This is a genomic window from Streptomyces sp. NPDC001709 (assembly GCF_053596375.1).
In genome coordinates, this window is record NZ_JBSFGB010000008.1 from 68,783 (window position 1) to 93,366 (window position 24,584).

Consider the following 24,584-nt stretch of genomic DNA (forward strand, 5'->3'; position numbering starts at 1 on the left):
GCGGCTTTTTTCGGTCAGTACCTTTTTGGTGCATTTGACTGCACGTTAATCCCATTGTGTGCCGCAGGATGGTGCAGCTCGCAAGCCGACGCGGACGGCCCACCCGGCGGGCGGGGTGCCCGGCCGCTGTTTAGCGTGTCAACCGTGAGCGCTCCAACCGTCTCCGCACAGCCTGCCTCCCGTCACGGCTGGGCACAGGCCGTGGCCGCGGTGCTGACCGGGCTGGCCGTCATGGTGCTGGCGGCTGCGCTCGGACTGTGGGCGGCCGGAGCGGCGGACCTGCCGGACGGGGCGTTCCCGAGGGTGGTGGCCGCGACGCTGGTCACGGCGGTCGGCGGCAGCGTGGAACTCTCGGGCAACGCGGGCGCGCTGGCGGAGACGCACGCCGGGCTCACCGTGATCCCGCTGTCGGTGACCCTCGCCGGTGCCCTGGCGATCGGCGCGGGTTTTCTGCGCCCGCTGCGGCACCGGGCGGTCGCCTCGGCCGGGGAGCTGGCCGGCTGGGCCGCTCGGATCGCGGTGCTGTGGCTGCTGGCGCTGATCGGCCTGGCCTTCGCCGCCCGACAGACCTTCGCGGTGGACGTGGGCAGCGGCACGCTGAGCGACCTGACCGGGCTGTTCGAGGCGGCGCCGAGGGTCGGGTTCACCACGAGCGTGCCGCTGACCGTGCTGTTCGGGCTGTTGTGGCTGGCCGGGGTACTGCTGCTGGCGCTGATGGTCGCGCGCGGGGCGCCGCTGCCGGGGCGGCTGCTGCGGTGCCAGGAGTCGGTGCGCCCGGCCGCGCGCGCGATGGTGGACCTGCTCCTCGCGTACGTCGTGGTCGGCCTCGTCATCGCGCTGCTCACGGCCGCCACCCGCGGGCACGCCTCGGAGACCTTCGCGCTGATTCTGCTCGGCCTGCCCAATCTGGCCTGGCTGGCCCTCACCCTCGGCATGGGAGCGACCTGGAACGGCCGCGTGGACGGCCCGTTCGGCCTGCCGATGCCGCACGTCCTGAACGCGATCCTGCGCACCCCGGACGTCTCGGCGCTGAATCTGCGCTCGCTCACCGACCACGACGGCCGCTGGTGGTGGCTGGTGGTCGTGGACGTGATCCTGCTGCTGGCCGTGGCCTTCCGGATGGCTGCCCGCTCACCGGCCCGGATCCGCCTGTGGCAGCACGCCGTGCACCTGGCCGTGGCACTGGCGCTGACGGTGCTGATGATCTGCCTGACGGGCCGTGTCTCGGCGTACTACGGACTCTCCCTGCTCGGCATCGGCGACCTGGGCGGCGGGCTGTCCGGGGAGCTGTTCCTCAAGCCCCAGCTGTGGCGGGCGGTGGGCCTGGGCGCGCTGTGGGGCCTGGTCGCCGGGTTCCTGGGCGCCCTGCTGGCCCGCCCGGTGCACCGACGCGGCGAGGTGGGCCGGCCTTAGGGTGCCTCCGGCGCAGGCCCTGGGGCCTGGAACATCGGCTCGGCCCAGTGCGGGGGACCCGGGGCCTCGGTCACCATGTGGTCCGTCTCCGTGTCGGGCTCCGTCTCCGTGTCGGGCTCCGTCGCCGGGCGGGCGCCGGGCCGGCCGGGGGCGGACTCCGGGCCGGCGCGCAGGGCGGCGACGAAGGCGAGGCAGGTGTCGTAACGGGCATCCGGGCTCTTGGCGAGGGCCTTGGCGAAGACCGGGTCGAGGGCCGGGGGGAGGCCGGGGCGGGCCTCGCTCGGCGGGGGCGGATCGTCGTACTGGTGGGCCCAGAGCAGGGCCATGTCGTCGTCGCGCAGGAAGGGCGGGCGGCCGGCGAGGCTCTCGTAGACGACGCAGGCCAGGCCGTAGACGTCGCAGCGGCCGTCGACCGGGCGGCCGGAGATCTGCTCGGGGGCCACGTAGTCCAGGGTGCCGACGAACTGGCCGACGCTGGTGAAGCCGGTCAGGGACAGCGACTTCTTGGTGAGCCCGAAGTCGGTGAGGTACACGTGCTCGGGGTGGTCGCTGTCGATGCCCTCGGCGATCAGGATGTTGCCGGGCTTGACGTCCCGGTGGACCAGGCCGTGCTCATGGGCGGCGTCGAGGGCGGAGGCCACCTGTGCGGCGATCCGCGCTGCGTCCGGCAGCGGCAGCGGTCCGCGCTGGTCGAGGAGACGGCGCAGATCGCTGCCGGAGACGTACCGCATGGCGATGAAGAGCACCCCGTCGGTCTCGCCGGCCTCGAAGACCGGCACGATGTGCGGGTGGTCGATCGCCGCGGCCACCTGGGACTCATGGGTGAACCGCTTGCGGAAGGTGTCATTCCGGGCCAGTTCGGGGGCGAGCAGCTTGAGTGCGACCGTGCGGTCCAGGCGCAGGTCACGGGCCCGGTAGACGACGGCCATGCCACCGCGCCCGATCTCGCTCTCGATCCGGTAGCTCGCCACCTGCCGGCCGATCAGTTCCGAGGGACGGCCGGAGAACAGGCTGGTCTCGCGCGCCATCAGCGCTCACCCTCGGGTGCCACCACCCGGGTCGGGGCGTGCCCGGTGCCGCCCTCGCCGGTGACCTCACGGTCGGTGGCGTAAGTGGTCAGCCGCCGACCGTCGGCGTAGACCCAGCGGCCCTGCTCGGGGTCGTACAGCCACATGGACTCCCGGTCCACCACGATCCCGATCCTGAGGTCCCGGGTACGGTCCTCGAAGTCCTCTCCGTCCAGGGCGCCGGCCGCCAGCTCCTGCACCGCGGACCGGTAGTCGGCCAGGGCCTGTGCGGCGCGGGCCAGCAGGGGCAGCGGATCGCCGGTGCCGGCCGGGCCCTCGGCGGCGGGCGGTTCCTCGGGTACGGACACGAGCCGACGGCCGTCGACCCAGGCGCCCCAGCCGTTGGAACAGCGGACGTACGCCCAGTCGCCGCGCCGCTCCACGAGCTCGACCGGCAGCAGCGGATCGAGCGGCACGGTGGGCCGGGCCGGGTCGGGCTCCTCCCAGGCGGGCAGGCCACGGCGCGGCACGACGTGTGTGGGCCGGAATCCGGAACTGGGCGCTTTGATCATCGGGGCGCCTGCTTCCGCGTGTGTGCCATCGTGCCGCCTACTTCCGCATCACGGGGGGCTCGTGCCGCCGCAGCAGCCGGCCGAGCGCGCAGCAGAAGGCGGCCGCCAGCACCACCAGCATGACCATGTTGCGCAGCCACACGCCCGCCGAGTGCCGGAAGAACGGGTCCGCGGTGAGCTGGCCCGGCATGATCCGGCCCAGGTCGACGGTGCCGGCCATGGCGCCCAGCGCCCACCGCGCGGGCACCAGCCAGGCGATCTGCTCGAGACCGAGCACGCCGTTCAGTTTCAGCAGGGTCCCGCAGAAGACGACCTGGACGACGGTGAGCAGCACCAGCAGCGGCATCGTCACCTCCTCCTTGCGGACCAGCGCGGAGATCAGCAGGCCGAGCATCATCGCGGCGAAGGAGAGCATGGCCACGGCGGCGATGATCTCGAACAGGGGCGGCATCAGCACTCCGTCGCCGCCGGGTGCGTTGAGGTCGACGCCGACCAGCCCGACGAGGGTGAGGACGACGGCCTGCAGCACGGTGATGACCCCGAGGACGACGACCTTCGACATCACGTAGGCCGATCTGGGCAGGCCGACGGCTCTCTCGCGCCGGTAGATCACACGTTCCTTGACCAGCTCGCGCACGGCGTTGGCGGCGCCCGTCAGCACGCCGCCCACGCACAGGGTGAGCAGCACGTTGGCCGCGGTGTCGAAGGTGAGTTTGCTGCCGGCGACGGCCCGGGCCATCGCGCCCATGACGAACGGCAGCCCGATCATGATGGCGAGGAAGGTGCGGTCGGCGGCGAGGACGGCCGCGTAGCGGCGCACCAGGGTCGAGAACTGGGCTCCCCAGCTGCGCGGCCTCGGCTGCGGGGCGGCCGCGACCGGGCCGGTGCGCGGCACATGCGGCCGCGCGCTGCACTTCGCGATGTACTTGCGGTAGGACGACGAGTCACGGTAGTCCCCCGCCCAGTCCCGGCCGGTGTCCCGCTCGAACGCCTCGAAGGCCTCCGGCCACTCGTCGAACCCGAAGAAGCCCAGAGCGTCCGCGGGCGGTCCGAACCAGGCGGTCCGGCCGCCCGGCGCCAGCACCAGAAGGCGGTCGCAGACGTCCAGGCTGAGCACGCTGTGGGTGACGACGATGACGGTACGGCCGTCGTCCGCGAGGCCGCGCAGCATGTTCATCACCGAGCGGTCCATGCCGGGGTCGAGGCCGGAGGTGGGCTCGTCGAGGAAGAGCAGGGACGGCTTGGTCAGCAGCTCCAGGGCCACGCTCACCCGCTTGCGCTGCCCGCCGGAGAGGCTGTGCACGGGCTGCTCGGCGCGCTGTTCGAGGCCCAGCTCCCGGATGACCTCCTCGACCCGCTCCCGGCGCTCGGACTTCGCGGTGTCCTCGGGGAAGCGCAGTTCGGCGGCGTAGGTGAGGGCGCCGCGCACGGTCAGCTGCACGTGCAGGATGTCGTCCTGCGGGACCAGGCCGATGCGCTGGCGCAGCTCGGCGTAGTCGCGGTAGAGGTCGCGGCCGTCGTACAGGACGGTGCCGTGGTCGGCGGGGCGCTGCCCGGTCAGGGCGTTCAGCAGCGTGGACTTGCCGGCGCCGCTCGGTCCGACGACGGCGAGCAGGCACTTCTCGCCCACCGGGAAGGACACCTGGTCGAGGAGCACCTTGCGGCCGCTGTCGACGGCGACGGTGAGGTCCTGGACGTCAAGGGAGACCTCGCCGGTGTCCACGTACTCCTGGAGTTCGTCGCCGACCAGGCAGAACGCGGAGTGTCCGATGCCCACGATGTCACCGGCGCCCAGGGGAGCGCGGCTGATGGGCCGGCCGTTGAGGTAGGTGCCGTTGTGGCTGCCGAGGTCGACGATCTCGTACGTGCCGTCAGTGTGAACGCGCAGTTCGGCGTGGCGGCGGGAGACGATCAGGTCGTCCACCACGAGGTCGTTCTCGGCGGCCCGGCCGATGCGGACGGTGCGCGCGGGCAGCGGGCGGACGCTGGAGGGCCGACGGAAAGTGCTGGTCAGCAGGGGCAGCGACACCGCGGAGGGGCGGTCGCGGGCGGGTCGCAGGGCGCCGGCGAGGACCGCGCGGGGGCCGTCGACGGGGTTGCCGAACCGGATCACGCTGCCGGGGCGCACGCCCCACTCGTCGATCCTGCGGCCATCGGCGTAGGTGCCGTTGGTGCTGTGCTGGTCCGTCAGGGTCCAGTGATCGTGGGAACAGCGCAGCACGGCGTGGTGCCACGAGACCCGGGCATCGTCGAGGACGATGTCGCTCAACGGGTCGCGTCCGACGTGGTACTCGTGGCCCGGGCTCATCACCGTGGAACCCGTGTCGGTCTCCAGGACGAGTTCGGGCGCCGTCGGGGCGACCGGTCGCTCCGCCATGGTCAGAATTGTACCGATTCGCTCACATGTGCGCCCGGCGCCGAGGATGCGTCACCGTCGGCGGCCGGAGATGCGTGCCCACCGGCGGACGGACACGTGTCAGGCGACGGGGACGACGAGCGCCGGCAGGGTGCGCTGCATGCGCAGCGCGTCGACGGACTCGGCGAGCAGTTCGTACTCGGTGGTGTCGTCGCTGGCGGCGATCCGCACCAGCCGCCCACCGGACAGCTCGTCGGCCACCAGCTCCTGCCGGACGGTGTCGGCACACCAGGCGCGCAGCAGGGCGGGCACGTCGGCCACGGTGTCCGCGACCGGCACCAGCGCTCCCGTCGGGAAGGCGGGGTCCTGCGGGCTCGGGTCCAGGCGCTCGGCGATCCAGGACGCCCGGTCGCGCAGCCACCACAGAGCCAGGGCCAGCGTCGGGGCGCGATAGGTGCCGAGCGGTACGCCGATGCGCCGGCCGTCGCAGATGCCGTACGCCGTGACATGGCACAGGAATTCGTCGTGCACGTCCCACTCCCCCGTCGCCTCGCTGGTTGCCGGCCTGGCCCTCGCTCTCCGTGCGGCTCCTGTGCGGTGAAGTGCCCCTGGCGTTCGAGTATCGCCACTCCTGAAACGCTGTCACCATGAGTTTCCGGCCAGTCTGTTGGCATATTCACCGTCCGTTCTGGCCGGAATACGCCTGCGTGCGCGGGGACTTCGGCATTACCAGGCAGGTAATCGACCCGCCCCTCGACCCTCCGGCATGGTGGTCACACCGGATCGGCGAAGCCCCGGATCCGGATCTGACCGGCAGTTACGACCTCGATGGAGGCTGATTCACCATGTCCGCGAACACCGACCGCTACGAGACCGCCGCCGCCCGTTACTTCGAGGCCTGGAACGCCACCGAGCCGGAGGCGCTGAAGAAGGCGGTCGCCGCCGCGTGGGCCACGGACGGCGGCTACACCGACCCCCTCGCCGACGTCCGCGGCCACGAGGGCATCGCGGCCGTGATCGCGGCGGTCCACGAGCAGTTCCCCGGGTTCGTCTTCCGCCCGCTGGGCACGGTGGACGGGCACCACGACACCGCGCGCTTCGCCTGGGAGCTGGTGAACGAGCCCGAGGGTTCGGCGCCGGTCGCCGGGTTCGACGTGGTCACGCTGGACGACGAGGGCCGCATCCGGCAGGTGCTGGGCTTTCTCGACCGGATCCCGGCGGGTGCGTGACACCGCCTGGCCGGCGCTGACCCTGTGGCTGGACCTGCCCGGTACGGCCACAGGGACATCGCGACGGTCGCGCCGGTTCCTTCGGCCGCCAGGGGTGGGCGCAGTCGGCGTACATCAGGCGCAGGGCGGGGGCGGCCGCTCGTCCGCCGGCGCCCGCGGGCCGTGAAACCACCGGAGAACACGCCGCGTGCGTCCGCGACGGCTAGGGCGTTCACAGCGAGGGGATCCCCCCACCACGACGCCGCCGGCGTCGAGGGCGAGGAGGGGTTCCCGGCCTCCGGGATGTGCACCGGCGGGGCCGGGCCGAGGCGTGCGGGCCTTCGGCGTGTGCCCAGGCCGGATCATCGACACCGGTCTCGCCGAGCAGCTCACCGAGCAAGCTGTGCGAGCCGCCCGGTACGCGACCCCGCTCGGCCTTCTCAGCCCTTCACGATCATGTCGATCCGTGCCAGTTCCCCGGCGTCGAAGTGCAGGTTGCGGATGGTGCCGACGCTGTCCTCGAGCTGCTGCGGGCTGCTCGCGCCGACCAGCGCCGAGGTGACCCGGCCGCCGCGCAGCACCCACGCCAGGGCCAGCTGGGCCAGGGTCTGACCGCGGGACTCGGCGATCTTGTCGAGGGCGCGCAGCCGGGCGACGAGGTCCTCGGTGACCGCGTCCGAGTTCAGGAAGGGGCTGTCGCTCGCGGCGCGGGAGCCCTCCGGGATGCCGTCCAGGTAGCGGCCGGTGAGCAGGCCCTGCTCCAGCGGGGAGTAGACGATGGAACCGACCTGGAGTTCGTCCAGGGCGTCGAGCAGGCCCTCGTCCTCGGGGCGCCGGTCGAGCATCGAGTAGCGCGGCTGGTGGATGAGGAGCGGGGTGCCGAGGTCGGCCAGGATGCGGGCGGCGTCGCGGGTCTGCTGCGCCGAGTAGTTGGAGACACCGACGTAGAGCGCCTTGCCCTGCCGCACCGCGGTGTGCAAAGCGCCCATCGTCTCCTCCAGCGGAGTGTCCGGGTCGGGGCGGTGCGAGTAGAAGATGTCGACGTAGTCCACGCCCATCCGCGTCAGGCTCTGGTCGAGCGAGGACAGCAGGTACTTGCGCGAGCCCCATTCACCGTACGGGCCGGGCCACATGAGGTAGCCGGCCTTGGTGGAGATGATCAGCTCGTCGCGGTACGGCCCGAAGTCCGCCCTGAGGGCCTCGCCCAGCGCGGACTCGGCGGCCCCGGGCGGCGGGCCGTAGTTGTTGGCGAGGTCGAAGTGGGTGACGCCGAGGTCGAAGGCGCGGCGCAGGATGGCCCGCTGGGTCTCGGCGGGCCGGTCCGGGCCGAAGTTGTGCCACAGGCCGAGGGACAGTGCGGGGAGCTTCAGTCCGCTGCGTCCGGTGCGCCGGTAGGGCATGTCGGCGTAACGGTCGGGGTGTGCGGTGTACAACGCGACTCCAGAGGGGTTGGCACACGGTCTGGCGGTGCCACTCTCGCGCGAGCCTTACGCAGCGGTCCAACAGAAGAATCCGATGGAATTGTGCGGCTAGGCTTCTCAATCATGGAACTGCGCCATCTCCAGCATTTCGTCGCCGTAGCCGAGGACCAGCATTTCACCCGGGCCGCGGAACGCCTGATGGTGTCCCAGTCGGGTCTCTCGGCGTCCATCCGGGCGCTGGAGCGGGAGCTGCGGGCGCCGTTGTTCGTGCGCACCACCCGGCGGGTGACGCTCACCGAGGCGGGGCGGGCGCTGCTGGTGGAGGCCGAGCGGATCCTGGCGCAGGTGCGTTCGGCGCACGAGGCGGTGGCGGCGGTGCAGGGCGTGCTGCGCGGCACGCTGGCGCTGGGTACCGAGCAGTGCATCGCCGGGGTGCACGTGGCCCGGATGCTGGCCGCGTTCCGGGGCCGGCATCCGGATGTGGAGATCCGGCTGCGGCAGGCCGGCTCGGGCGCGCTGGCCGAGGAGGTCGGGGCCGGCCGGCTCGACCTCGCCTTCGCCTACCGCACTCAGGCGGACACCGACCAACTGCGTTCGGTGTCGCTGACGAGCGAGCCGATGACCGTGCTGTGCCACCCCGGGCACCGGCTGGCCTCGACCGGCGCGGTGCTGACCCCGCAGGACCTGGCCGGTGAGGTCTTCGTGGACTTCCACCCGGACTGGGGTCCGCGCCGCACGACCGACGCCGCGTTCGTCGCGGCCGGTGTCCGGCGCACGGTCGCGCTGGAGGTCAACGACGTGCACAGCCTGCTGGACCTGGTGGACGAGAACCTGGGGATCGCGGTCGTACCCCGGCACTTCCGGCACAAGCGGCCCTCGCTCACGGCGCTGCCGCTGAAGGGCACCGGCGAGGCGGAGTACGAGACCGTGGCCCTGCTGCCGCCGGACCGCGCCACCAGCCCCGCCGCCCGGGCGCTCGTCGCCCTCCTGGAAACAGGGGGCGGAACAGGGGGTCTGGCACCACCCCAGGAGGGGCCCCAGGCCTCCTGATTCCGGCCGCCCGCCGCACCAGACTCGGGACCGTCGGCAGGACGACGACGGTCAGGAGGACATGTCATGGCGGAACACACACGGCGGACCGTGCTGCGCGGGACGGCCGGACTCGCGGCGGCGGGCGCGCTCACCGGCCTGGGCACCGGACCGGCTGCGGCCGGTCCCGCGAGCAAGCTGACGGTACGTCATTATCCCTTTCTGGAAGGGGCGTTCGCACCGGACACGGAGGAACTGACGGCCTTCGACCTGCCGGTGACCGGCCGCATCCCGCGCGAGCTGAACGGCCGCTTCCTGCGCAACGGCCCTAATGTCCTCGGCCTGGAGGATCCCCGGGTCCACCACTGGATGCTCGGTGAGGGCATGGTGCACGGCGTCCGGCTGCGCGAGGGCAGGGCCGAGTGGTACCGCAACCGCTGGGTGCGCTCCTCGCAGGTCGCGAGGAAGCTCGGCGAGCCGTACCCGGGTCCGGTCCCGCCGGACGACTTCGCGTGCAACACGCATGTGGTCCCCTACCGGGGGCGGATCCTCGCGCTGCAGGAGAGCGGTCCGCTGCCGTACGAACTCGACGGCGAGCTGGGCACGGTGGGTACGTACGACTTCGGGGGCACGCTGGAGGGGGCGTTCACCGCGCACACCAAGTTCGACGTGCACGCCGGTGAGTTGCACGCGATCGCCTACTATCCGGCCTGGGACCATGTCCGGCACCTGGTGGTGGACCCTTCGGGGCGGGTCACCCGCACCACCCGGATCCCGGTGCCGGACGCGCCGATGGTGCACGACTTCGCGCTCACCGGGAAGCATGTCGTCGTCATCGACGTCCCGATCACCTTCGACCCCGCCGCGGCCGGGCGCGGCGACCCGGTGCCGTACATCTGGAACCGCCGGCACCCCACGCGCGTGGGCGTCATGCGGCGGACCGGCGGGCCGGTGCGCTGGTTCGGGATCGACCCCGTCTTCTTCTCGCACACGCTCAACGCCTACGACGAGGGTGACTGCGTGGTGGTCGACCTGACGACCTACCCGGCGCCGTTCCACGTCGCCGGGCGTGGCTCGGGCGGTCCGTACGCGACGGGCACCGCGCGGCTGGAACGCTGGACGGTCGACCTGCGCCACGGGCGGGTGCGGCAGCGGGTGCTGGACGACCGGCCGCAGGAATTCCCGCGGGTGAACGAGTCGTTGGTGTCGCGGCGCCACCGCTACGGCTACACGGCGGCGGCCGCCGCGATGACGGCCGCGTATCTGACACCGGACGGTGGCACCCCGCCCGACGACGCGTTCTCCAACGCGCTCGTCAAGCACGATCTGCTGCGCGGCACCACCCAGGTGCACCGGCTGCCGAGGGGCGCGGCGGCGGGCGAGGCGGTGTTCGTTCCGCGGGATCCGGCCGACCACCGGGCGGCCGAGGACGACGGGTATGCGATCGCCTACGTCCACGACCCGGACCGGGGCGCCGCCGACCTGGTCGTCCTCGCGGCCCAGGACTTCACCGGGGAGCCGGTGGCGCGGGTGCATCTGCCGGGACGGGTGCCGCTCGGTTTCCACGGCAGCTGGATTCCGGACGCATGATCGGCCGCTGTTTGGGATGGTGGACGGTATGCATGCAAAGGACATCCTCATCGACGGCTACGGCCGCATCCAGGAAGAAGTCCACGCCGCCCTCGACGGCCTCGGACCGGACGAACTGCACCACCGCCCGGCCCCCGACGCCAACTCCATCGCCTGGCTCGTCTGGCACCTCACCCGGGTGCAGGACGACCACATCGCCGACGCCTTCGACCTCGAGCAGGTCTGGCTCGCCCAGGACTGGGAGAAGCGCTTCGGTCTCGACCTGCCCCGCCACGACACCGGCTACGGGCACAGCCCCGCGAAGGTCGCGAAGGTGAAGGTCGAGTCCGCCGACCTGCTGACCGGGTACTACGACGCCGTGCACGAGCAGACGCTCGGCGCCCTGCGCGCGCTCGCCGGCAAGGATCTGGAGCGGATCGTGGACGAGCGCTGGGATCCCCCGGTCAGCCTGGGCGTGCGCCTGGTGAGCGTCCTGTCCGACGACCTCCAGCACGTCGGACAGGCCGCCTATCTCAGGGGGCTGCTTCAGAGCGCGGCCGCGTAACCCGGCAGGACGACGTCCTCGATGAGGGCCTTGCGCTCGTCGAACGGGATGAAGGCGCTCTTGAGGGCGTTCACCGTGACCGTGCGCAGGTCCTCGACGGTCCAGCCGGCCTCCTCGACCAGCAGGGACATCTCCCGGGTCATCGTCGTGCCCGACACCAGACGGTTGTCGGTGTTGAGGGTGACCCGGAAGCCGAGGTCCTTCAGCGCGGTGATGGGGTGCTCGGCGATCGAGGTGGCGCAGCCGGTCTGCAGGTTGGAGGTGGGGCACATCTCCAGGGCGATGCGGCGGTCGCGCACCCAGGAGGCGAGCCGGCCGAGCTTGCCGGCCGCGAGGTCGGGGATGTCCTCGGTGAGCCGCACGCCGTGGCCGATGCGCTGGGCGCCGCACACCTGCAGGGCCTGGTGGATGCTGGGCAGGCCGTGGGCCTCGCCGGCGTGGATGGTGAAGGGCACGTTCTCGCGGCGCAGGTGCTCGAAGGCGGCCAGGTGGTCGGCGGGCGGGAAGCCGTCCTCGGCGCCGGCGATGTCGAAGCCGACGACACCGGCGTCCCGGTAGGCGACGGCCAGGTCGGCGGCCTCCCGGACCCGGTCGAACATCCGCATGCCGCACAGCAGGGTGCCCACGCGCACCGGGGTGCCCGCGGCGGCCGCCTTGGCCATACCGGCGGCGAGGCCCTCCTGGACGGTCTCCACGACCTCGCTGAGCGACAGCCCGCCGTTCGTGTTCAGCTCGGGGGCGTAGCGCACCTCGGCGTAGACGACACCGTCGGCGGCGAGGTCCAGCACGTACTCCTCGGCGGTGCGCAGCAGGCCCTCGCGGGTCTGCATGACGGCGAGGGTGTGCTCGAAGGTGGCTATGTAGCGGACCAGGTCGCCGGAGTTGGCGGCCTCGAAGTACCAGGCGGCCAGCTCGTCGGGGTCGGTGGTGGGCAGGGTGTGGCCGACCTCCGCGGCGAGCTCGACGACGGTGGCGGGGCGCAGGCCGCCGTCGAGGTGGTCGTGCAGCACGGCCTTGGGGAGCCGGCGGAGGGTCTCGGTGTCGATGCGGGGCGCGGTCATGGCAGGGCTTTCCTCGGCAGGTGGTTCTGAAGTGATCAGGCGGCGGGCTGGAGCAGGTCCCAGCGGTTGCCGTACAGGTCCTGGAAGACGGCGACGGTGCCGTACGGCTCGTGGCGCGGCTCCTCCAGGAAGGTCACGCCGGCGGCGGTCATCCGGGCGTGGTCGCGGGCGAAGTCGTCAGTGTGCAGGAAGAACCCGACGCGTCCGCCGGTCTGGTCGCCGATGCGGGAGCGCTGGGCCTCGTCCTTGGCGCGGGCGAGGAGCAGCCCTGTGGCGCCCGGATCCCGGTCCGCCGGGCCCGGCTCCACCACGACCCAGCGGGAGCCGTCGGGGCGCGGGGTGTCCTCGGCGAGCCGGAAGCCGAGGGCCTCGGTGTAGAAGCGGATGGCCTCGTCGTAGTCGTCGACGACGAGGGTGACCAGGGCGACGCGTCGCATCGGGACCTTCCGGTGAGGGTGGTTAGCGGGTGAGGTTATACGTAAAACTTCGTGGGCGCCAGTCATGTTTCTACGCGCGTCGCCATGCGGCTTCGCCTGATGTGCCGGAGGCGGTGGATCAGGGCCGCTCGTCGCCCTGGGCGATCTCCACCCGGTGGTGGAAGTCGGCCATGCCCGCGGCCGAGGCCACGCAGGAGACGGCGGTGCAGGCGATGAGGAGGCCGGCGATCGCACGGCCGGCCCGGGGCACGAGAGGAGCGGCGAGCAGGGCCTGGACGCGCTGCGGGACGGGCCCGGTGGTCGCCGCGGGCGCGAAGTCGGGACGCCCGGAGCCGGCTGAGCGGGCGGCCTGTCCGGCGAGGGCGGCGCGGGCGATGGCCCGGGCGATCAGGCGCCGGTCACCGACCCGGGCGGCGGCGGCCTCGTCGGCGGCGCGCTCGGCGGCGAGCCGGATGGTCTCGCGGACGGAGCGCAGCGCGGGGTGGCAGTGGGCGGCGAGTTCGGCGGCGGCGAGGAAGTAGTGATGGCCGCCTTCGTTGTGCGCCCGCTCGTGGGCGAACAGCGCCTCCCGCTCGGGGCCGTCCAGGCTGCGGAGCATCGCGGTGGTCACGACGATGCGGTGCGGGCGGCCGGGCAGGGCGTAGGCGTCCGGGCGGGGCGAGTCCACCACGCACAGATCACCGGCCGCGGGTCCGCGCCCGGCCTCGGTGCGGGCCGCGCGGAAGGCGCGGGTCTGGTGCAGCACCGAGCGGACGAGGGTCCAGCCGCAGACGGCAAGGGCGCCGACGGAGGTCGCGGCGGCGGGCAGGACGACGAAGTCCGAGGCGGTGCGCAGCGGATGGATCAGCTCGCCGAGGGCGGCGAAGCGCGGGACCTTCAACAGCCCGACGAGGACGAACGAGCCGAGCGCGGCCAGCGAGCAGCCGGCGAGGACGACCGCGCAGACGGTGACCGCCCACAGCGCGGTGACCGGGGCCAGCCGGTTCAGGGCCCGGCGGGCCAGGGCCGGCAGGGCGAACGGCAGCAGCAGGGGCAGCAGGAGCAGCGCGGTCATCGTTCGTCGGATTCGAGCAGGTCCCGCAGGATGCGTTCGTCGTCGGGGCTGAGCTGGGCCACGAAGCGGGCGAGGACGGTTTCGCGGTCGCTGTCCCGGTCCAGTTCGCTGTGCATGCGGCGAGCGGTGAGGCCGTGGGCGTCCTGGACGTCCCGGACCGGGAAATAGGCGTAGCCGCGGCCCTGTCGGTGCCGCTCGACGACGCCCTTGTCGTGCAGGCGGGTGAGGATCGTGGTCACCGTCGTACGGGCCAGGTCCGCGCCGAGGCTCCGCTGGACCTGGCCGGGCGTCTGGGACCCGCCGGCGGCCCAGAGTGCGGCCATGACGCTCGATTCGAGTTCACCGGCCGGCCGGCGCTCGTCCTTGGCCTCGGTCATGGAACGTTCCTCACCCCGTCTTCGTCTGCGGCCCGGGCGACCGTCTACACGATAGTAGTCAACCCGGCCTTCGTACGACTGTGCTCCCCGCACCCCATTATGGGAGGGCCGCCTGTCCGGGAGACGCGGCGGCCGGGGCGCGTCAGCCGGTGACGGTGTACAGGGCGTCCCGTCGGGCCAGTTCGTCGACGGTGAGGCGCAGCGTCTCGTCATCGACGGGGTCGGGACGGTCCAGGGCGTACCGGTTCTGTACGCACACCACCGGGGCGATCTCGAGGGCCTCGGCGAGGTGGCGCGGTTCGACACCGGAGGTACCCAGGTGCCGGATCAGGACGGCCACGCGCAGTTCGGCGATCGAATCCCGCTGCCGGCGGCGGCCGTTGACGACGTCGAGGTGGTCGCGGCCGAGCTGGCGCAGGTTCTCGGCGAGGGTGGTGTTGATCAGTTCGTTGGCGGAGCGTGTGGCGGAGAAGGAGAAGGCCGCCCTGTCGATGTGATTGACGCCGAGTTCCACGGCCCGGCGCAGTACCGCGATCGAACGTGCGCGGTCGGCGGGCGTGCCGACTTCGGGGCTGGCGGCGGGCGCCCTGCGTCCGCCGACGGGTCGGTGCGCGGTCCGCAGCGGGTCGCGGCCGGCACACCGTCGCGGGCGGCGCGCGGCAGGCTGGTCGCGACGGCGGCACACCGGCCCGGGGAATGCGGGCGAGCACTTCGCACAGGGCGCGTTCGCCCACGTCCTGCCGGCCGTACGGGGCGAGACCGATGCCGGAGGAGAGGGTCGCCGCAGCCGACACGCCCGGCACGTCGCGCCGCTGGGAACGGAGCCCGGCAGCGAGCCGCGGGTTCGCCTCGGCCGGTTCGGCGGGCGCCACAGACGCGGCAGGGGCCTGCGGCGGGCTCCCCGAGTTCCTCGACCCCTCGACGGTCAGTACCTCCACCACGGCGTGCGCGTCCACGGCGCCGGTGTGGCTGGACGGGACGGCCGGGCGGGCATCGAGGGCGGCCCGGCACACACCCGCCCGGATGACCCGCAGCGATCGGCGTCCTCCAAGACCCCGGACCTACGCCTCGCCGCCCGCCCGCGTCACACAGGCCCTCGAACGCCTGACCCACCCAGCCTTCGCTGCCCCCGAGCGGCGGCTCCACCGCAGGAATCCACCCCCGCGATGCCCCGGCGGCGTACTGCGCCGCGCGCCGGTGAGTGGCGGCCGGTGGAGGATCAGCCGAGGGGCTTGTCCAGGACCGCCTTGCGGTGGCTGAAGGTCTCGATGGAGTAGCGGCCGTGGTAGCTGCCCATGCCGCTCTCGCCCACGCCGCCGAACGGCAGGTCGGAGACGGTGAGATGGGCGAGGGGCAGGCCGTAGCCGAGGCCGCCGGAGGAGGTCTCGGTGGCTATGCGCGCACGGGTCTGCTCGGACTCGGTGAAGACGTAGAGGGCGAGCGGCTTGTCGCGGTCGTTGATGAACGCGATCGCCTCGTCCAGGCCGGGCACGGTGACGATGGGCAGGATGGGGCCGAAGATCTCCTCCTGCATGACGGGCGAGGCGGGGTCGACGTCCGCGAGGACGGTCGGCGCGATGTACTTGGTGTCCCTGTCGGTCTTGCCGCCGACCGCGACCCGGCCGGAGCCGAGGAGGCCGAAGAGCCGGTCGAAGTGCCGCTCGTTGATGATCCGGCCGTACTCCGCCGATTCGGCCGGGTCGGCGCCGAACAGCGCCTCGACCGCGCGGACCAGCGCGGACTCCAGGGCGGCGGCGGTCTCCGGGTCGGTCAGGACGTAGTCCGGGGCGACACAGGTCTGGCCGGCGTTGAGGAACTTGCCGCGCGCGAGCCGGTCCGCGACCACGTCCAGGTCGGCGTCGCGGTCCACGAACACCGGGGACTTGCCGCCCAGTTCGAGCGTGACCGGGGTGAGGTGCTCGGCGGCGGCGCGCATCACGATCCGGCCGACGGCGCCGTTGCCGGTGTAGAAGATGTGGTCGAAGCGCTCGGCCAGCAGGGCCGTGGTCTCCGGGATGCCGCCCTCGACCACGGCGACCGCGTCGGTGTCCAGGTACGCCGGGATCAGCTCGGCCAGCGCGGCCGAGGTGGCCGGGGCCAGCTCACTCGGCTTGGCGACGACCGCGTTGCCGGAGGCGAGGGCGCCGACCATCGGGGCGAGCAGCAGCTGGGCGGGGTAGTTCCAGGGGGCGATGACGAGGACGACGCCGAGCGGGTCGTACTGCGTCCAGGCCGTGGCGTCGGCGCCGAGGTGGGCCGGGACCGGAGCGGGCTCCGGACGCAGCCAGTCCGCGAGGTGGTCGAGGGTGTGGTCGATCTCGCGGATGGTGAAGTCGATCTCGGTGCGGTAGGCCTCGGTGCTGCTCTTGCCGAGGTCGGCGTGGAGGGCGGCGGCGAGGTCGGCGCCCCGCTCGGTGAGCATCGCGCGCAGGCGGCGCAGCTGGCCGGTGCGCCATTCGACGGACTTGGTGCGGCCTGTGGCGAAGGTGGCGCGCAGCCGGGCCACTATGTCGGCGGGCTGCTCGATGACGGGGAGGTTCACGGATGCCTCGCTGGTGGTGCACGGGCAGGTTCGGCCCGAGCCTAGGTCTCGGTGGATGTATTTGCCAACCTTTCATGTCCTCAAGTTGATTCCGGCGGCGCATGGTGATGCGGGTCACTTGGGCGTGACGACGGTCCCGGCGCGGGTTCACGTCGTCGCGGGGCCGGTCTCCCGTCGGCGCCGCTCCAGGTGGGCGCGCTCGGCCTCGCTCCCGGCCAGTTCGGCGGCCAGGCCGTACTCCGTCGCCGCCTCCGCGGTACGGCCCAGACGCCGCAGGAGGTCGGCGCGCACGGCGTGCAGCACGTGATAGCGGTCGAGGTCGAGGGTGTCGACCAGGTCGAGCGCCCTGGCGGGCCCCTCCGTCTCGGCCACGGCGACCGCCCGGTTCAGCGCGACGACCGGGGACGGCGCCACGGCCATGAGCAGGTCGTACAGGCGCAGGATCTGGTGCCAGTCGGTGGCCGCGGCGGTCCGGGCGTCGCTGTGTACGGCGTTGATCGCGGCCTGGATCTGGAAAGGCCCCGGCCGGCCCAGGCGCAGACAGCGGCGGACCAGGTCCTGGCCCTCGGCGATCAGGGCGCGGTCCCAGAGCGTGCGGTCCTGCTCGGACAGCAGGACGAGGCCGCCGCCGACGTCCTGACGGGCCGGCCGTCGCGCCTCGGTCAGCAGCATCAGCGCGAGCAGTCCGGTGACCTCGGGTTCGTCCGGCATCAGAGAGGCGAGCAGCCGGCCGAGGCGGAGCGCCTCCGCGCACAGGGCGGGGTCGCCGGTGTAGCCCTCGTTGAAGATCAGGTAGACGACGGCGAGGACACCGCCGAGCCGCTCGGGCAGGTCGGCGTCGCGGGGCATCCGGTACGGGATGCCCGCGTCACGGATCTTTGCCTTGGCCCGCACCAGCCGCTGGGCGAGCGTGGGTTCCGGCACCAGGAAGGCGCGGGCGATCTGGGCCGTGCTCAGGCCGCCGAGCAGGCGGAGGGTGAGGGCGACCCGGGCCTGGAGGGCGAGCGCGGGGTGGCAGCAGGTGAAGATCAGGCGGAGCCGGTCGTCGCGCACGGGGCCCTCCTCGGGCGGTGCGTCGGTGGTGTGCGGGTCGGGCGAGAGCAGGTGTGGCGCGTACAGCCGGGTGGCCTCGGCGTGCCGTGCGTCCCGGGAGGACTCGCGGCGCAGCCGGTCGATCGCGCGGTTGCGGGCGGTGGTGATGATCCAGCCGGCCGGGCTCGGCGGCACGCCGGCCTCCGGCCAGGTGCGTACGGCCGTGGTGAAGGCGTCCTGCACCGCTTCCTCGGCGAGGTCGAGGTCGCCGAGGAAGCGGACGAGGACGGAGACCGCGCGCCCGTACTCGGCGCGGAAGACGGCCTCGATGCCGGCTGTGTCGTTCATCGGTGCTGGTCGGCGTCGTCCGTCAGTGCTGGTCGACGAACGGCCGCACCTCGATGGGCAGCGTGGTCGCCAGGGCGGCCTTGCGGCCCCACTCCAGCGCCTCGTCGAGGTCGGCGGCCCTGATCAGGCAGAGGCCGCCCAGGTACTCCTTGCCCTCGGCGTACGGGCCGTCGGTGATGAGGACGTCGCCGTCCTTGGGGCGGAGCACGGTGGCGGTCTCCGGGCCGTGCAGGCCGCCGGCGAACACCCACGCTCCGGCGGCGCGCAGCTCGTCGTTGAAGGCCTCGACATCGCGCATGATCGCGGCGAGCTCGTCGGGGGCGGGCGGGGTGCCGCCGGCCGGCTGGACCACGCTGAGCAGGTAGTGCTTCATGACGTCCTCCTGGGTCATTCAAGGATCTCTCGGGTGCCTGTCACCTCCTACACGAACGGCCGGCCCCCGGATCGACACGGCGCGGGGCGAAATCTTCGAAAGAATCTCTGTATGACAGCCACCACCACGCATCCGCTCCTCGACCGGGCCCGACGGCTCGCCGCCGAGCTGCTCGTCCCCGAAGCCGAGCGGGTCGACCAGGAGGGCGTGCCGTCGAGCCACATCGACGCGGTGAAGAGGTCGGGGCTGCTCGGGGCGAGCGCGCCGGTCGCCTACGGGGGCTCGGGCGCGCCGCCGGACGTGGTCCGCCGGATCGCGGAGATCCTGGCCGGGGCGTGCTGTGCGACGTGGTTCGTGCAGACCCAGCACCACACCCCGGTGCAGACCCTGGTCCAGAGCGAACTCCCGGTCCGCGCACGGCTGTTGGGTCCGTTGTCGCGAGGTGAGCTGCTGTCCGGGGTGGCGTACGCGCATCTGCGGTCGTATCCGCGTGTGCCGGTGCGCGTCCGCCGGGAGGGCGGCGGCTGGAGCTTCCACGGGACCGTGCCCTGGTACACCGGGTGGGGCCTGAACGACGTGCTGCTGCTCGCCGGGGTGACCGACGCGGGCGAGGTGCTGTTCGCGTTCGCTGAGGCGCGCGACCAGCCGGGGCTGCGGGCCTCGGAGCCGATGCGCCTCGCGGCGCTCACCGCCGCGCGCACGGTGTCGCTGGAGCTGGCCGGGCTGTGGCTGCCCGAGGAGGCGGTGGCCCTGCGGATGCCGTACGAGCGGTGGGCGCCCGGGGACCGGGCCAGGACGCTGAACGCCAACCCCGCGGTGTTCGGCGTCGCGGAGGCCGCCCTGTCCCTGCTGGACGCGGGGACGGCCGCCCCGCTCATGGCCCGGCTCGCCGACATCCGCCGCCGGGCCTATGCCCTGGCCGATCATCCGGAGCCGCTGGAGCGGGTCGCGGAGCGGCTGGCGGTGCGTGCGGAGGCGTACGAGCTGCTGCGTACGGCCACCACCGCGGCGGTGGTGGCCGGCGGCGGCCGGTCGATGGCACTGACGAGCCGCGCCCAGCGCCTCGCCCGGGAGGCGCTGTTCCTGCTCGTCCAGGGGCAGACGACCGAGACTCGGGAGGCGCATCTGCGGGCGCTGGGGGGCGCCTGAGTGAAGGGCGTTGAGGGCGCGCGGGCAACCGGGCGAAGAGCGCTGAGGGCTCGTCGGCGCCTGAGTAGGGACAAGGCCGAGGCACTCAGACAAGGGCCCTGAGGCGCTGCGTGTGTCCCGGGCAGGCCCCTGTCGTCAGCGTCGGCGCAGCATCCCCTGGGCCAGTGCGTGGGTGCCGGCCGCGGCTGCCGCGGCGAAGGCTAGGCCCTGGGCAAGGTGCCGGGGCCGGGTGGGGCGTAGGACGCCTGACCGGCGCAGTCGGCCGCGGGCCCACACGGTGAAGGGGAGGACCACCAGGGGTGTGGTCGCGGACCCCGGGGTGTAGCCGCGCATGCCGGCCGCCTGGGCCAGATGGACCAGGCCGTGCAGGCCGAAGGCGTTGAGCGCCGTCTGGTAGAGGGCCGACCGGCCCCCGGTCCGGTGGCCGTCGGCGGCCGCGGCGGCCAGCACCACCGCCATCGCGGCGACCGCGGTGGTGAACTCCCGCGCGTCCACGGACTCCAGCCGCCGCCACACCGTCTCCGGCATCCGGGGGAACCTCTTGCGCAGCTCGGGCACATGGGTGCGCACCCAGCGCGGGACCATGACCACCTCTTCGGTGTCGTGCACGGCCCACGCGGCAAGCAGGCCCCAGGTGACGGCCGCGGTGACGTCGTTCGGTTCTCGGGTCATGAACCGGCAGTCTGCCAGGGCCGGTTGGTCAGCCGGTGAACGGCACCTCGGCGGTGGCAGCGGTCGCCTTGCCGTCGGGATGCGTCCACAGTCCCTGCGCGGCGAGCCGGGGCAGCACTCCCTCGCCGAACCAGTACGCCTCCTCCAGATGCGGATAGCCGGAGAGGACGAACTCGTCGATGCCGAGGGCGTGGTACTCCTCGATCCGCTCGGCGACCTCGTCGTGGCTGCCGACGAGGGCGGTGCCCGCACCACCGCGCACCAGGCCGATACCGGCCCACAGGTTGGGATGGATCTCCAGGCTCTCCCGGCTGCCACCGTGCAGGGCGAGCATGCGCTGCTGGCCCTCGGACTCACTGCGGGCGAGGCCCGCCTGGACGGCCCGTACGGTGGCCGGGTCGAAGCCGTCGAGCAGCCGGTCCGCCTCCGCCCAGGCGTGATCGGAGGTGTCGCGGGTGATGACGTGCAGCCGGATCCCGAAGCGGAGGGTGCGGCCGTGCTCGGCGGCGAGCTTCCGGATCCAGGCGATCTTCTCGGCGACCTGCGCGGGCGGCTCACCCCAGGTCAGATACACGTCCGCGTACCGGGCCGCGACCTCACCGGCGGCGGGCGAGGAGCCGCCGAAGTACACCTCGGGCACCGGGTCGGGCACCCGGCTGAGCCTCGCCTCCTCGACCCGCAGGTGCTCGCCGTGCAGGTCGACGCTCTTCCCGTCCCACAACTGCCGCACGATGTGCAGGAATTCGCCGGTACGACGGTACCGGGCGTCCTTGTCGAGGAAGTCGCCGTAGGCGCGCTGCTCATGGCTCTCGCCTCCGGTGACCACGTTGAGCAGCAGCCGTCCGCCGGTCTGCCGCTGGAACGTGGACGCCATCTGCGCGGCGAGCGTCGGCGAGACGAAACCGGGCCGGAAGGCGACGAGGAACTTCAGCCGCTCGGAGTTCTGGCTGACCATGGCGGTGGTCAGCCACGCGTCCTCGCACCAGGCACCGGTCGGGGTGAGCGCACCCACGAAGCCGAGGTCCTCGGCGGCGCGGGCGATCTGGCTCAGGTAGGCGACCGTGGGCGGCCTGTCCCGGCCGGAGGCGGTGGCCGGGGTGCCGTGGCCGCCGCCGACGACATGGCGGCTGTCGCCGTTGGTGGGCAGGAACCAGTGGAAGGTGAGGGACACGGGGGGTCTCCGATCGCGGGTGTCCGTTGGAGCAGGCCGTGCCGGGGCGGCCGGGTGCCGTTCAGCACATACCGGCCGAAGTGCTGGATCTTCCAGCGGGCCGGGGCGCGCAATCCAAAAGGTGCGGCGCGAAGCGCCTCGTTCGTGTTGCGGGCGGCGTACGGGCCGGTTATGACGGTCAGCTCGCAGCCGCCAGCACCGGGGTGCGGTCGAGAGCGGCGGAGAACTGGTCCACCACGTGACCGAGCGCCTCGGCGGTGGTCGGCGCGACGCTCAGCGAGCCGTCCTCCCGTACGGTGATGTCCTTGTCCAGGGTGAACCAGCCCTGCACGATGTGGGCGGCGCCCATGGAGTTCAGCACCGGGCGCAGCGCGTAGTCGATGGCGAGGACATGCGCGGTGGAACCCCCTGTGGCCAGCGGCAGCACGGTCTTGCCGGTGAGCGCGTACTGCGGGAGCAGGTCCAGGAGTGCCTTCAGCACGCCGGAGTACGACGCCTTGTAGATGGGTGTGCCGATCACGACGCCGTCGGCACGGGCGAACAGCTCGGCGGCCCGGGCGATGGCCGGGTGCCGGAAGTCCGCGCCGAGCAGGGCCTCGGCCGGGACGGTGCGGACGTCCAGCGGGATCACCTCGTGGCCCTGGGCGATCAGCCGCTGGTCCAGGTGGCGCAGCAGCCGGCCTGTGCGCGAGGAGGCGGAGGGGCTGCCGGAGACGGACAGGACGGTGGCCATGGGTGCCTCGTTTCTGGGAGTGCACGATGCTGTCGGCGGTCAGACGCGGGCCGCGAGGGACTCCGGCTCCGGTTCCCCTTCCGTGACGCTGCGGCGGCGCTGGAGTTGCCGCCCCGGATCCGGCGCAGGGCGGTGATGCACTCCTCGAACCCGTTGTTCTCACGAGTGCCGCGGTCATACGGAACTCCTGGTGCGCAATTGCTCGGTGACGATTCCGAGCATGCCGAATTCCACGCGCGGCAAAGGAGCCGGTGAATTCGGGCGCGGTGCCGGATGGGGAGCGGAGAGCGGCGGACCGAAAGGAGAGGAGTCGGGCGATCAGGCCGCGGCGCAACAGGAGGCGCTGGAGACACGCGCGAGGTCGACATGGCGTCGCCGCGTGAGGTCCAGTCTCATCATCATGCCGTTGATCGTGACAGCCGCAGATGAATACCGTCAAGGAAAACCCGACCGGTCTCGCATCGCGGACCATTGAATTTCGCGAACGCGTGACTGGAAAACCCTTGAACCGGGCCCCTGTTGCCCCGGATTCTGCGGCGGCGCGGACCGAACAGCTGGAATACAGAGCGGCCGTGACCCGGCTCGGCTCACCGCGCCGGGCCGCCGACGAACTGCGTCTGTCGCAGTCCGCGTTGAACCGGCCGGGAGCTGCTGCCGCATCGTGAGCGTGCTGGAGGCGGTGGACCGGCTGCCGGTGATGCGCCTGCGCCCGGACAGCCCCCTCGCCTCGCTGTCGGCGGTCGGCGGTCGGCGGTCGGCGCCCAGGGCCTGCTCGGCGTACCGCTGATCGCGATGCGCGCCGGCGACGACAGCAGCTGACGTCCAGGTACCGGCACAGGTCTACACATAAAGAAAAAATAAGAGCAAACTGGGAGTATGCGGCGGTAACCGCACACCGCACCAGACGCGGTCTGGCCTGCAAAGTCAAAGGAGACGAGTCATGGCCAACCTGCACAGGGGTGACCTATCGACCCACCCCGATGTCTCCGAAATGCGGGCACGCTACGCCCGCATGCTCGGCGGTCGTGATGTGGCGCTCGTGGACGGCCCGGTCTTTCTGCTCGGGCTCTACTGCGCGGCATCTCCGTGGATAGTGCACTACACGGCGAGCCAGCCCGCGCTCATGGCCCACAACCTGATTCTGGGCATAGCGATAGGCCTGCTGGCACTGGGATTCACCCGGGCCCCCGAGCGGATGTACGGCCTGAGCTGGGCCATGTGCGCCATGGGCATCTGGATGATCATCGCCCCATGGGTCGTGGGCAGCGCCCCGGACAAGGGAGTGATCATCAACAACATCGTCATCGGCGCACTGGCGCTGGTACTCGGCCTCGTCTGTGCCGGTACGGCGGCGAAGAGCACCCCCAGGCCGTAGAAGAGGAGACACGAGGAAAGGAAGAACCGTAGAACCGGTAGTACGTGAGGCCGGTCCGCCCGGGCGGACCGGCCCTCCGCTCGTCCGCTCAGCGGCCCGGCACCAGCCAGGGCTCCTGCGGCAGGGTCCGGCCGGTCTCCAGCAGCGACTTGAGGTTGGACAGCACGGCCGGCCAGCCCCCCGCCACGTCCGAGCGCTCGCCCTCGTCGTTGAGGTCCTCGTGGACGACGGTCAGCCGGACGATGTTCTCGTACGGCCGGATCTCGAAGGTGACACGGGAGTGCCGGTCCTCCTGGTTCTCCTGGTCGGGCGCGGCCCAGGTGGTGACCAGCCGGGTCGGCGGCTCGCTCTCCACCACCTTGCCGACCACGTCGGCGATGCCGGAGCCGTCGGTGCGCACGTGCGCCCAGCGGGAGCCGGGCTGCCAGTCGGACTCGTTGCGGTGGCCCCAGTAGGCGGCGGTCAGGTCGGCGTCGGTGAGCGCCTCCCAGACCTTCTCGGGCGTGCTCGCGATGTAGGTGACGTACACGAAACTCGGCTTGTCGGCCATGGCTTCCTCGGCTCGTCGCTTCAGGGCGCCCAGCGCGCTCAGGCGCGGGCGCTCGAACTTGTCGATCCACCGCTCCTGGATCTCGTGGAGCGGCACGGGGTTGAGGTAGTGCAGCTTTTCCCGCCCCCGCCGCACCGTGCTGATCAGGTTGGCGGCTTCCAGGACGGCCAGGTGCTGGGTGACCGACTGGCGCGTCATGGCGATGCGCTCGCACAGCTCGCCCAGGGTCTGGCCGTTGTTCTCGTGGAGCCGGTCCAGCAGGCGCCTGCGCGTGTCGTCGGCGAGCGCCTTGAAGACCCGGTCCATGCGGGTGTCGTCTTCTGATCGCACACTCTACGTTATGCAGGTAATCACTTGCATGTCAATGTGGTGATCGAGGGAAGGCGCTCTCGCGCCACTCGCGGCTCTTATGGCCGAAGACCGTCCTTCCCGATGTCACCGTCCGCCCCGCGAGCACCGAGGACCGGCTCACCGTGGAGCGGTCATAAGACGAGCCTCCCCGGCGGACTCAGGTCCGGGCCGGGGAGGCTTGCGAAGACTGCCCTAACTCCAGCTGATCACAGGCCCGTT

General features: G+C 72.3%; 25 protein-coding genes and 2 pseudogenes. 9 read left to right on the plus strand and 18 right to left on the minus strand.

Features of this window, described 5'->3' with window-relative positions:
• Window positions 1-144 precede the first annotated feature (144 nt).
• Complete coding sequence (locus tag ACWC0C_RS14635) at window positions 145-1,413, plus strand: streptophobe family protein (protein ID WP_450864164.1); 1,269 nt, start codon at window positions 145-147, stop codon at window positions 1,411-1,413.
• Here the strand turns inward: ACWC0C_RS14635 and ACWC0C_RS14640 are convergent.
• From ACWC0C_RS14640 to ACWC0C_RS14655, 4 genes are all read right to left on the minus strand, one after another.
• A complete protein-coding gene (locus ACWC0C_RS14640; protein WP_450864166.1) occupies window positions 1,410-2,441 on the minus strand; it encodes a protein kinase domain-containing protein in 1,032 nt (343 codons plus the stop codon). The two genes, ACWC0C_RS14635 and ACWC0C_RS14640, sit on opposite strands and share 4 nt — an antisense overlap.
• Window positions 2,441-2,992 carry a hypothetical protein gene (locus tag ACWC0C_RS14645; RefSeq protein ID WP_450864167.1) on the minus strand — a complete coding sequence of 184 codons (552 nt, stop codon included), beginning with the start codon at window positions 2,990-2,992 and terminating at the stop codon, window positions 2,441-2,443. The genes ACWC0C_RS14640 and ACWC0C_RS14645 overlap by 1 nt, the downstream gene beginning before the upstream one ends.
• A 37-nt stretch (window positions 2,993-3,029) precedes the next feature.
• On the minus strand, window positions 3,030-5,369 hold the full coding sequence (locus tag ACWC0C_RS14650) for an FHA domain-containing protein (RefSeq protein WP_450864169.1): 2,340 nt from the start codon (window positions 5,367-5,369) through the stop codon (window positions 3,030-3,032).
• Between the two features lie 99 nt (window positions 5,370-5,468).
• Entirely contained in the window at window positions 5,469-5,879 is a 411-nt protein-coding gene (locus tag ACWC0C_RS14655) for a hypothetical protein (RefSeq protein WP_450864171.1), read from the minus strand.
• A 314-nt stretch (window positions 5,880-6,193) separates the two neighbouring features.
• On the opposite strand from ACWC0C_RS14655, the gene ACWC0C_RS14660 reads away from it, so the two are divergent.
• Window positions 6,194-6,577 carry a nuclear transport factor 2 family protein gene (locus ACWC0C_RS14660; protein WP_450864173.1) on the plus strand — a complete coding sequence of 128 codons (384 nt, stop codon included), beginning with the start codon at window positions 6,194-6,196 and terminating at the stop codon, window positions 6,575-6,577.
• A 419-nt stretch (window positions 6,578-6,996) separates the two neighbouring features.
• On the opposite strand, the gene mgrA is transcribed toward ACWC0C_RS14660, so the two are convergent.
• On the minus strand, window positions 6,997-7,989 hold the full coding sequence (gene mgrA, locus ACWC0C_RS14665) for an L-glyceraldehyde 3-phosphate reductase (RefSeq protein WP_450864175.1): 993 nt from the start codon (window positions 7,987-7,989) through the stop codon (window positions 6,997-6,999).
• A 111-nt stretch (window positions 7,990-8,100) separates the two neighbouring features.
• On the opposite strand from mgrA, the gene ACWC0C_RS14670 reads away from it, so the two are divergent.
• From ACWC0C_RS14670 to ACWC0C_RS14680, 3 genes are all read left to right on the plus strand, one after another.
• Window positions 8,101-9,027: a LysR substrate-binding domain-containing protein gene (locus ACWC0C_RS14670; RefSeq protein ID WP_449197063.1), complete on the plus strand. Its 927-nt coding sequence runs from the start codon at window positions 8,101-8,103 to the stop codon at window positions 9,025-9,027.
• A gap of 66 nt (window positions 9,028-9,093) precedes the next feature.
• The gene (locus ACWC0C_RS14675; protein ID WP_450864177.1) at window positions 9,094-10,596 is read left to right on the plus strand and encodes a carotenoid oxygenase family protein; all 1,503 of its coding nucleotides are present in this window, start codon (window positions 9,094-9,096) and stop codon (window positions 10,594-10,596) included.
• Between the two features lie 28 nt (window positions 10,597-10,624).
• Window positions 10,625-11,140, plus strand: a complete 516-nt coding sequence (locus ACWC0C_RS14680; RefSeq protein ID WP_450864179.1) for a mycothiol transferase — start codon at window positions 10,625-10,627, stop codon at window positions 11,138-11,140.
• Here the strand turns inward: ACWC0C_RS14680 and ACWC0C_RS14685 are convergent.
• The 8 genes and pseudogenes from ACWC0C_RS14685 to ACWC0C_RS14720 all read right to left on the minus strand — a co-directional run bounded on the left by ACWC0C_RS14685 (window position 11,122) and on the right by ACWC0C_RS14720 (window position 18,364).
• Window positions 11,122-12,201 (minus strand): adenosine deaminase, encoded by a 1,080-nt coding sequence (locus ACWC0C_RS14685; RefSeq protein WP_449197066.1) that lies wholly within the window; start codon window positions 12,199-12,201, stop codon window positions 11,122-11,124. The two genes, ACWC0C_RS14680 and ACWC0C_RS14685, sit on opposite strands and share 19 nt — an antisense overlap.
• A 35-nt stretch (window positions 12,202-12,236) precedes the next feature.
• Window positions 12,237-12,638 carry a VOC family protein gene (locus ACWC0C_RS14690; RefSeq protein WP_450864180.1) on the minus strand — a complete coding sequence of 134 codons (402 nt, stop codon included), beginning with the start codon at window positions 12,636-12,638 and terminating at the stop codon, window positions 12,237-12,239.
• Window positions 12,639-12,756: 118 nt separating this feature from the next.
• Complete coding sequence (locus ACWC0C_RS14695; RefSeq protein ID WP_450864182.1) at window positions 12,757-13,692, minus strand: M48 family metalloprotease; 936 nt, start codon at window positions 13,690-13,692, stop codon at window positions 12,757-12,759.
• Window positions 13,689-14,069, minus strand: coding sequence for a BlaI/MecI/CopY family transcriptional regulator (locus ACWC0C_RS14700; RefSeq protein WP_449197069.1), 381 nt, complete (start codon window positions 14,067-14,069; stop codon window positions 13,689-13,691). Before ACWC0C_RS14700 ends, ACWC0C_RS14695 begins: the two co-directional genes overlap by 4 nt.
• A 193-nt stretch (window positions 14,070-14,262) precedes the next feature.
• Window positions 14,263-14,661: pseudogene (locus ACWC0C_RS14705) on the minus strand (aldo/keto reductase); the annotation flags it as partial.
• Window positions 14,662-15,288: 627 nt separating this feature from the next.
• Window positions 15,289-16,611: an aldehyde dehydrogenase family protein gene (locus tag ACWC0C_RS14710; protein ID WP_450864185.1), complete on the minus strand. Its 1,323-nt coding sequence runs from the start codon at window positions 16,609-16,611 to the stop codon at window positions 15,289-15,291.
• Between the two features lie 147 nt (window positions 16,612-16,758).
• Window positions 16,759-17,991 carry an RNA polymerase sigma factor gene (locus ACWC0C_RS14715; protein ID WP_450864187.1) on the minus strand — a complete coding sequence of 411 codons (1,233 nt, stop codon included), beginning with the start codon at window positions 17,989-17,991 and terminating at the stop codon, window positions 16,759-16,761.
• Window positions 17,992-18,013: 22 nt separating this feature from the next.
• A complete protein-coding gene (locus ACWC0C_RS14720) occupies window positions 18,014-18,364 on the minus strand; it encodes a YciI family protein (protein ID WP_449197072.1) in 351 nt (116 codons plus the stop codon).
• A gap of 111 nt (window positions 18,365-18,475) precedes the next feature.
• On the opposite strand from ACWC0C_RS14720, the gene ACWC0C_RS14725 reads away from it, so the two are divergent.
• The gene (locus ACWC0C_RS14725; RefSeq protein ID WP_450864189.1) at window positions 18,476-19,513 is read left to right on the plus strand and encodes an acyl-CoA dehydrogenase family protein; all 1,038 of its coding nucleotides are present in this window, start codon (window positions 18,476-18,478) and stop codon (window positions 19,511-19,513) included.
• Window positions 19,514-19,648: 135 nt separating this feature from the next.
• On the opposite strand, the gene ACWC0C_RS14730 is transcribed toward ACWC0C_RS14725, so the two are convergent.
• The 4 genes from ACWC0C_RS14730 to ACWC0C_RS14745 form a co-directional block, all read right to left on the minus strand.
• Window positions 19,649-20,185, minus strand: a complete 537-nt coding sequence (locus tag ACWC0C_RS14730; protein ID WP_449197074.1) for an HXXEE domain-containing protein — start codon at window positions 20,183-20,185, stop codon at window positions 19,649-19,651.
• Between the two features lie 28 nt (window positions 20,186-20,213).
• The gene (locus ACWC0C_RS14735; RefSeq protein WP_450864191.1) at window positions 20,214-21,356 is read right to left on the minus strand and encodes an LLM class flavin-dependent oxidoreductase; all 1,143 of its coding nucleotides are present in this window, start codon (window positions 21,354-21,356) and stop codon (window positions 20,214-20,216) included.
• Window positions 21,357-21,534: 178 nt separating this feature from the next.
• On the minus strand, window positions 21,535-22,089 hold the full coding sequence (gene ssuE / locus ACWC0C_RS14740; protein ID WP_450864193.1) for an NADPH-dependent FMN reductase: 555 nt from the start codon (window positions 22,087-22,089) through the stop codon (window positions 21,535-21,537).
• Window positions 22,090-22,407: 318 nt separating this feature from the next.
• Window positions 22,408-22,491, minus strand: a complete 84-nt coding sequence (locus ACWC0C_RS14745) for a putative leader peptide (protein ID WP_353693630.1) — start codon at window positions 22,489-22,491, stop codon at window positions 22,408-22,410.
• Between the two features lie 101 nt (window positions 22,492-22,592).
• Here ACWC0C_RS14745 and ACWC0C_RS14750 point away from each other — a divergent pair.
• The 3 genes and pseudogenes from ACWC0C_RS14750 to ACWC0C_RS14760 form a co-directional block, all read left to right on the plus strand.
• Window positions 22,593-22,727 (plus strand): annotated as a pseudogene (locus ACWC0C_RS14750) (LysR family transcriptional regulator); the annotation flags it as partial.
• Window positions 22,728-22,750: 23 nt separating this feature from the next.
• Window positions 22,751-22,876: a hypothetical protein gene (locus ACWC0C_RS14755; RefSeq protein WP_450864195.1), complete on the plus strand. Its 126-nt coding sequence runs from the start codon at window positions 22,751-22,753 to the stop codon at window positions 22,874-22,876.
• Window positions 22,877-23,029: 153 nt separating this feature from the next.
• Entirely contained in the window at window positions 23,030-23,464 is a 435-nt protein-coding gene (locus ACWC0C_RS14760) for an SPW repeat protein (protein ID WP_449197077.1), read from the plus strand.
• 88 nt (window positions 23,465-23,552) lie between these two features.
• Here the strand turns inward: ACWC0C_RS14760 and ACWC0C_RS14765 are convergent, their stop codons facing one another.
• Window positions 23,553-24,320 (minus strand): ArsR/SmtB family transcription factor, encoded by a 768-nt coding sequence (locus tag ACWC0C_RS14765; protein ID WP_450864512.1) that lies wholly within the window; start codon window positions 24,318-24,320, stop codon window positions 23,553-23,555.
• Between the last annotated feature and the right edge of the window lie 264 nt (window positions 24,321-24,584).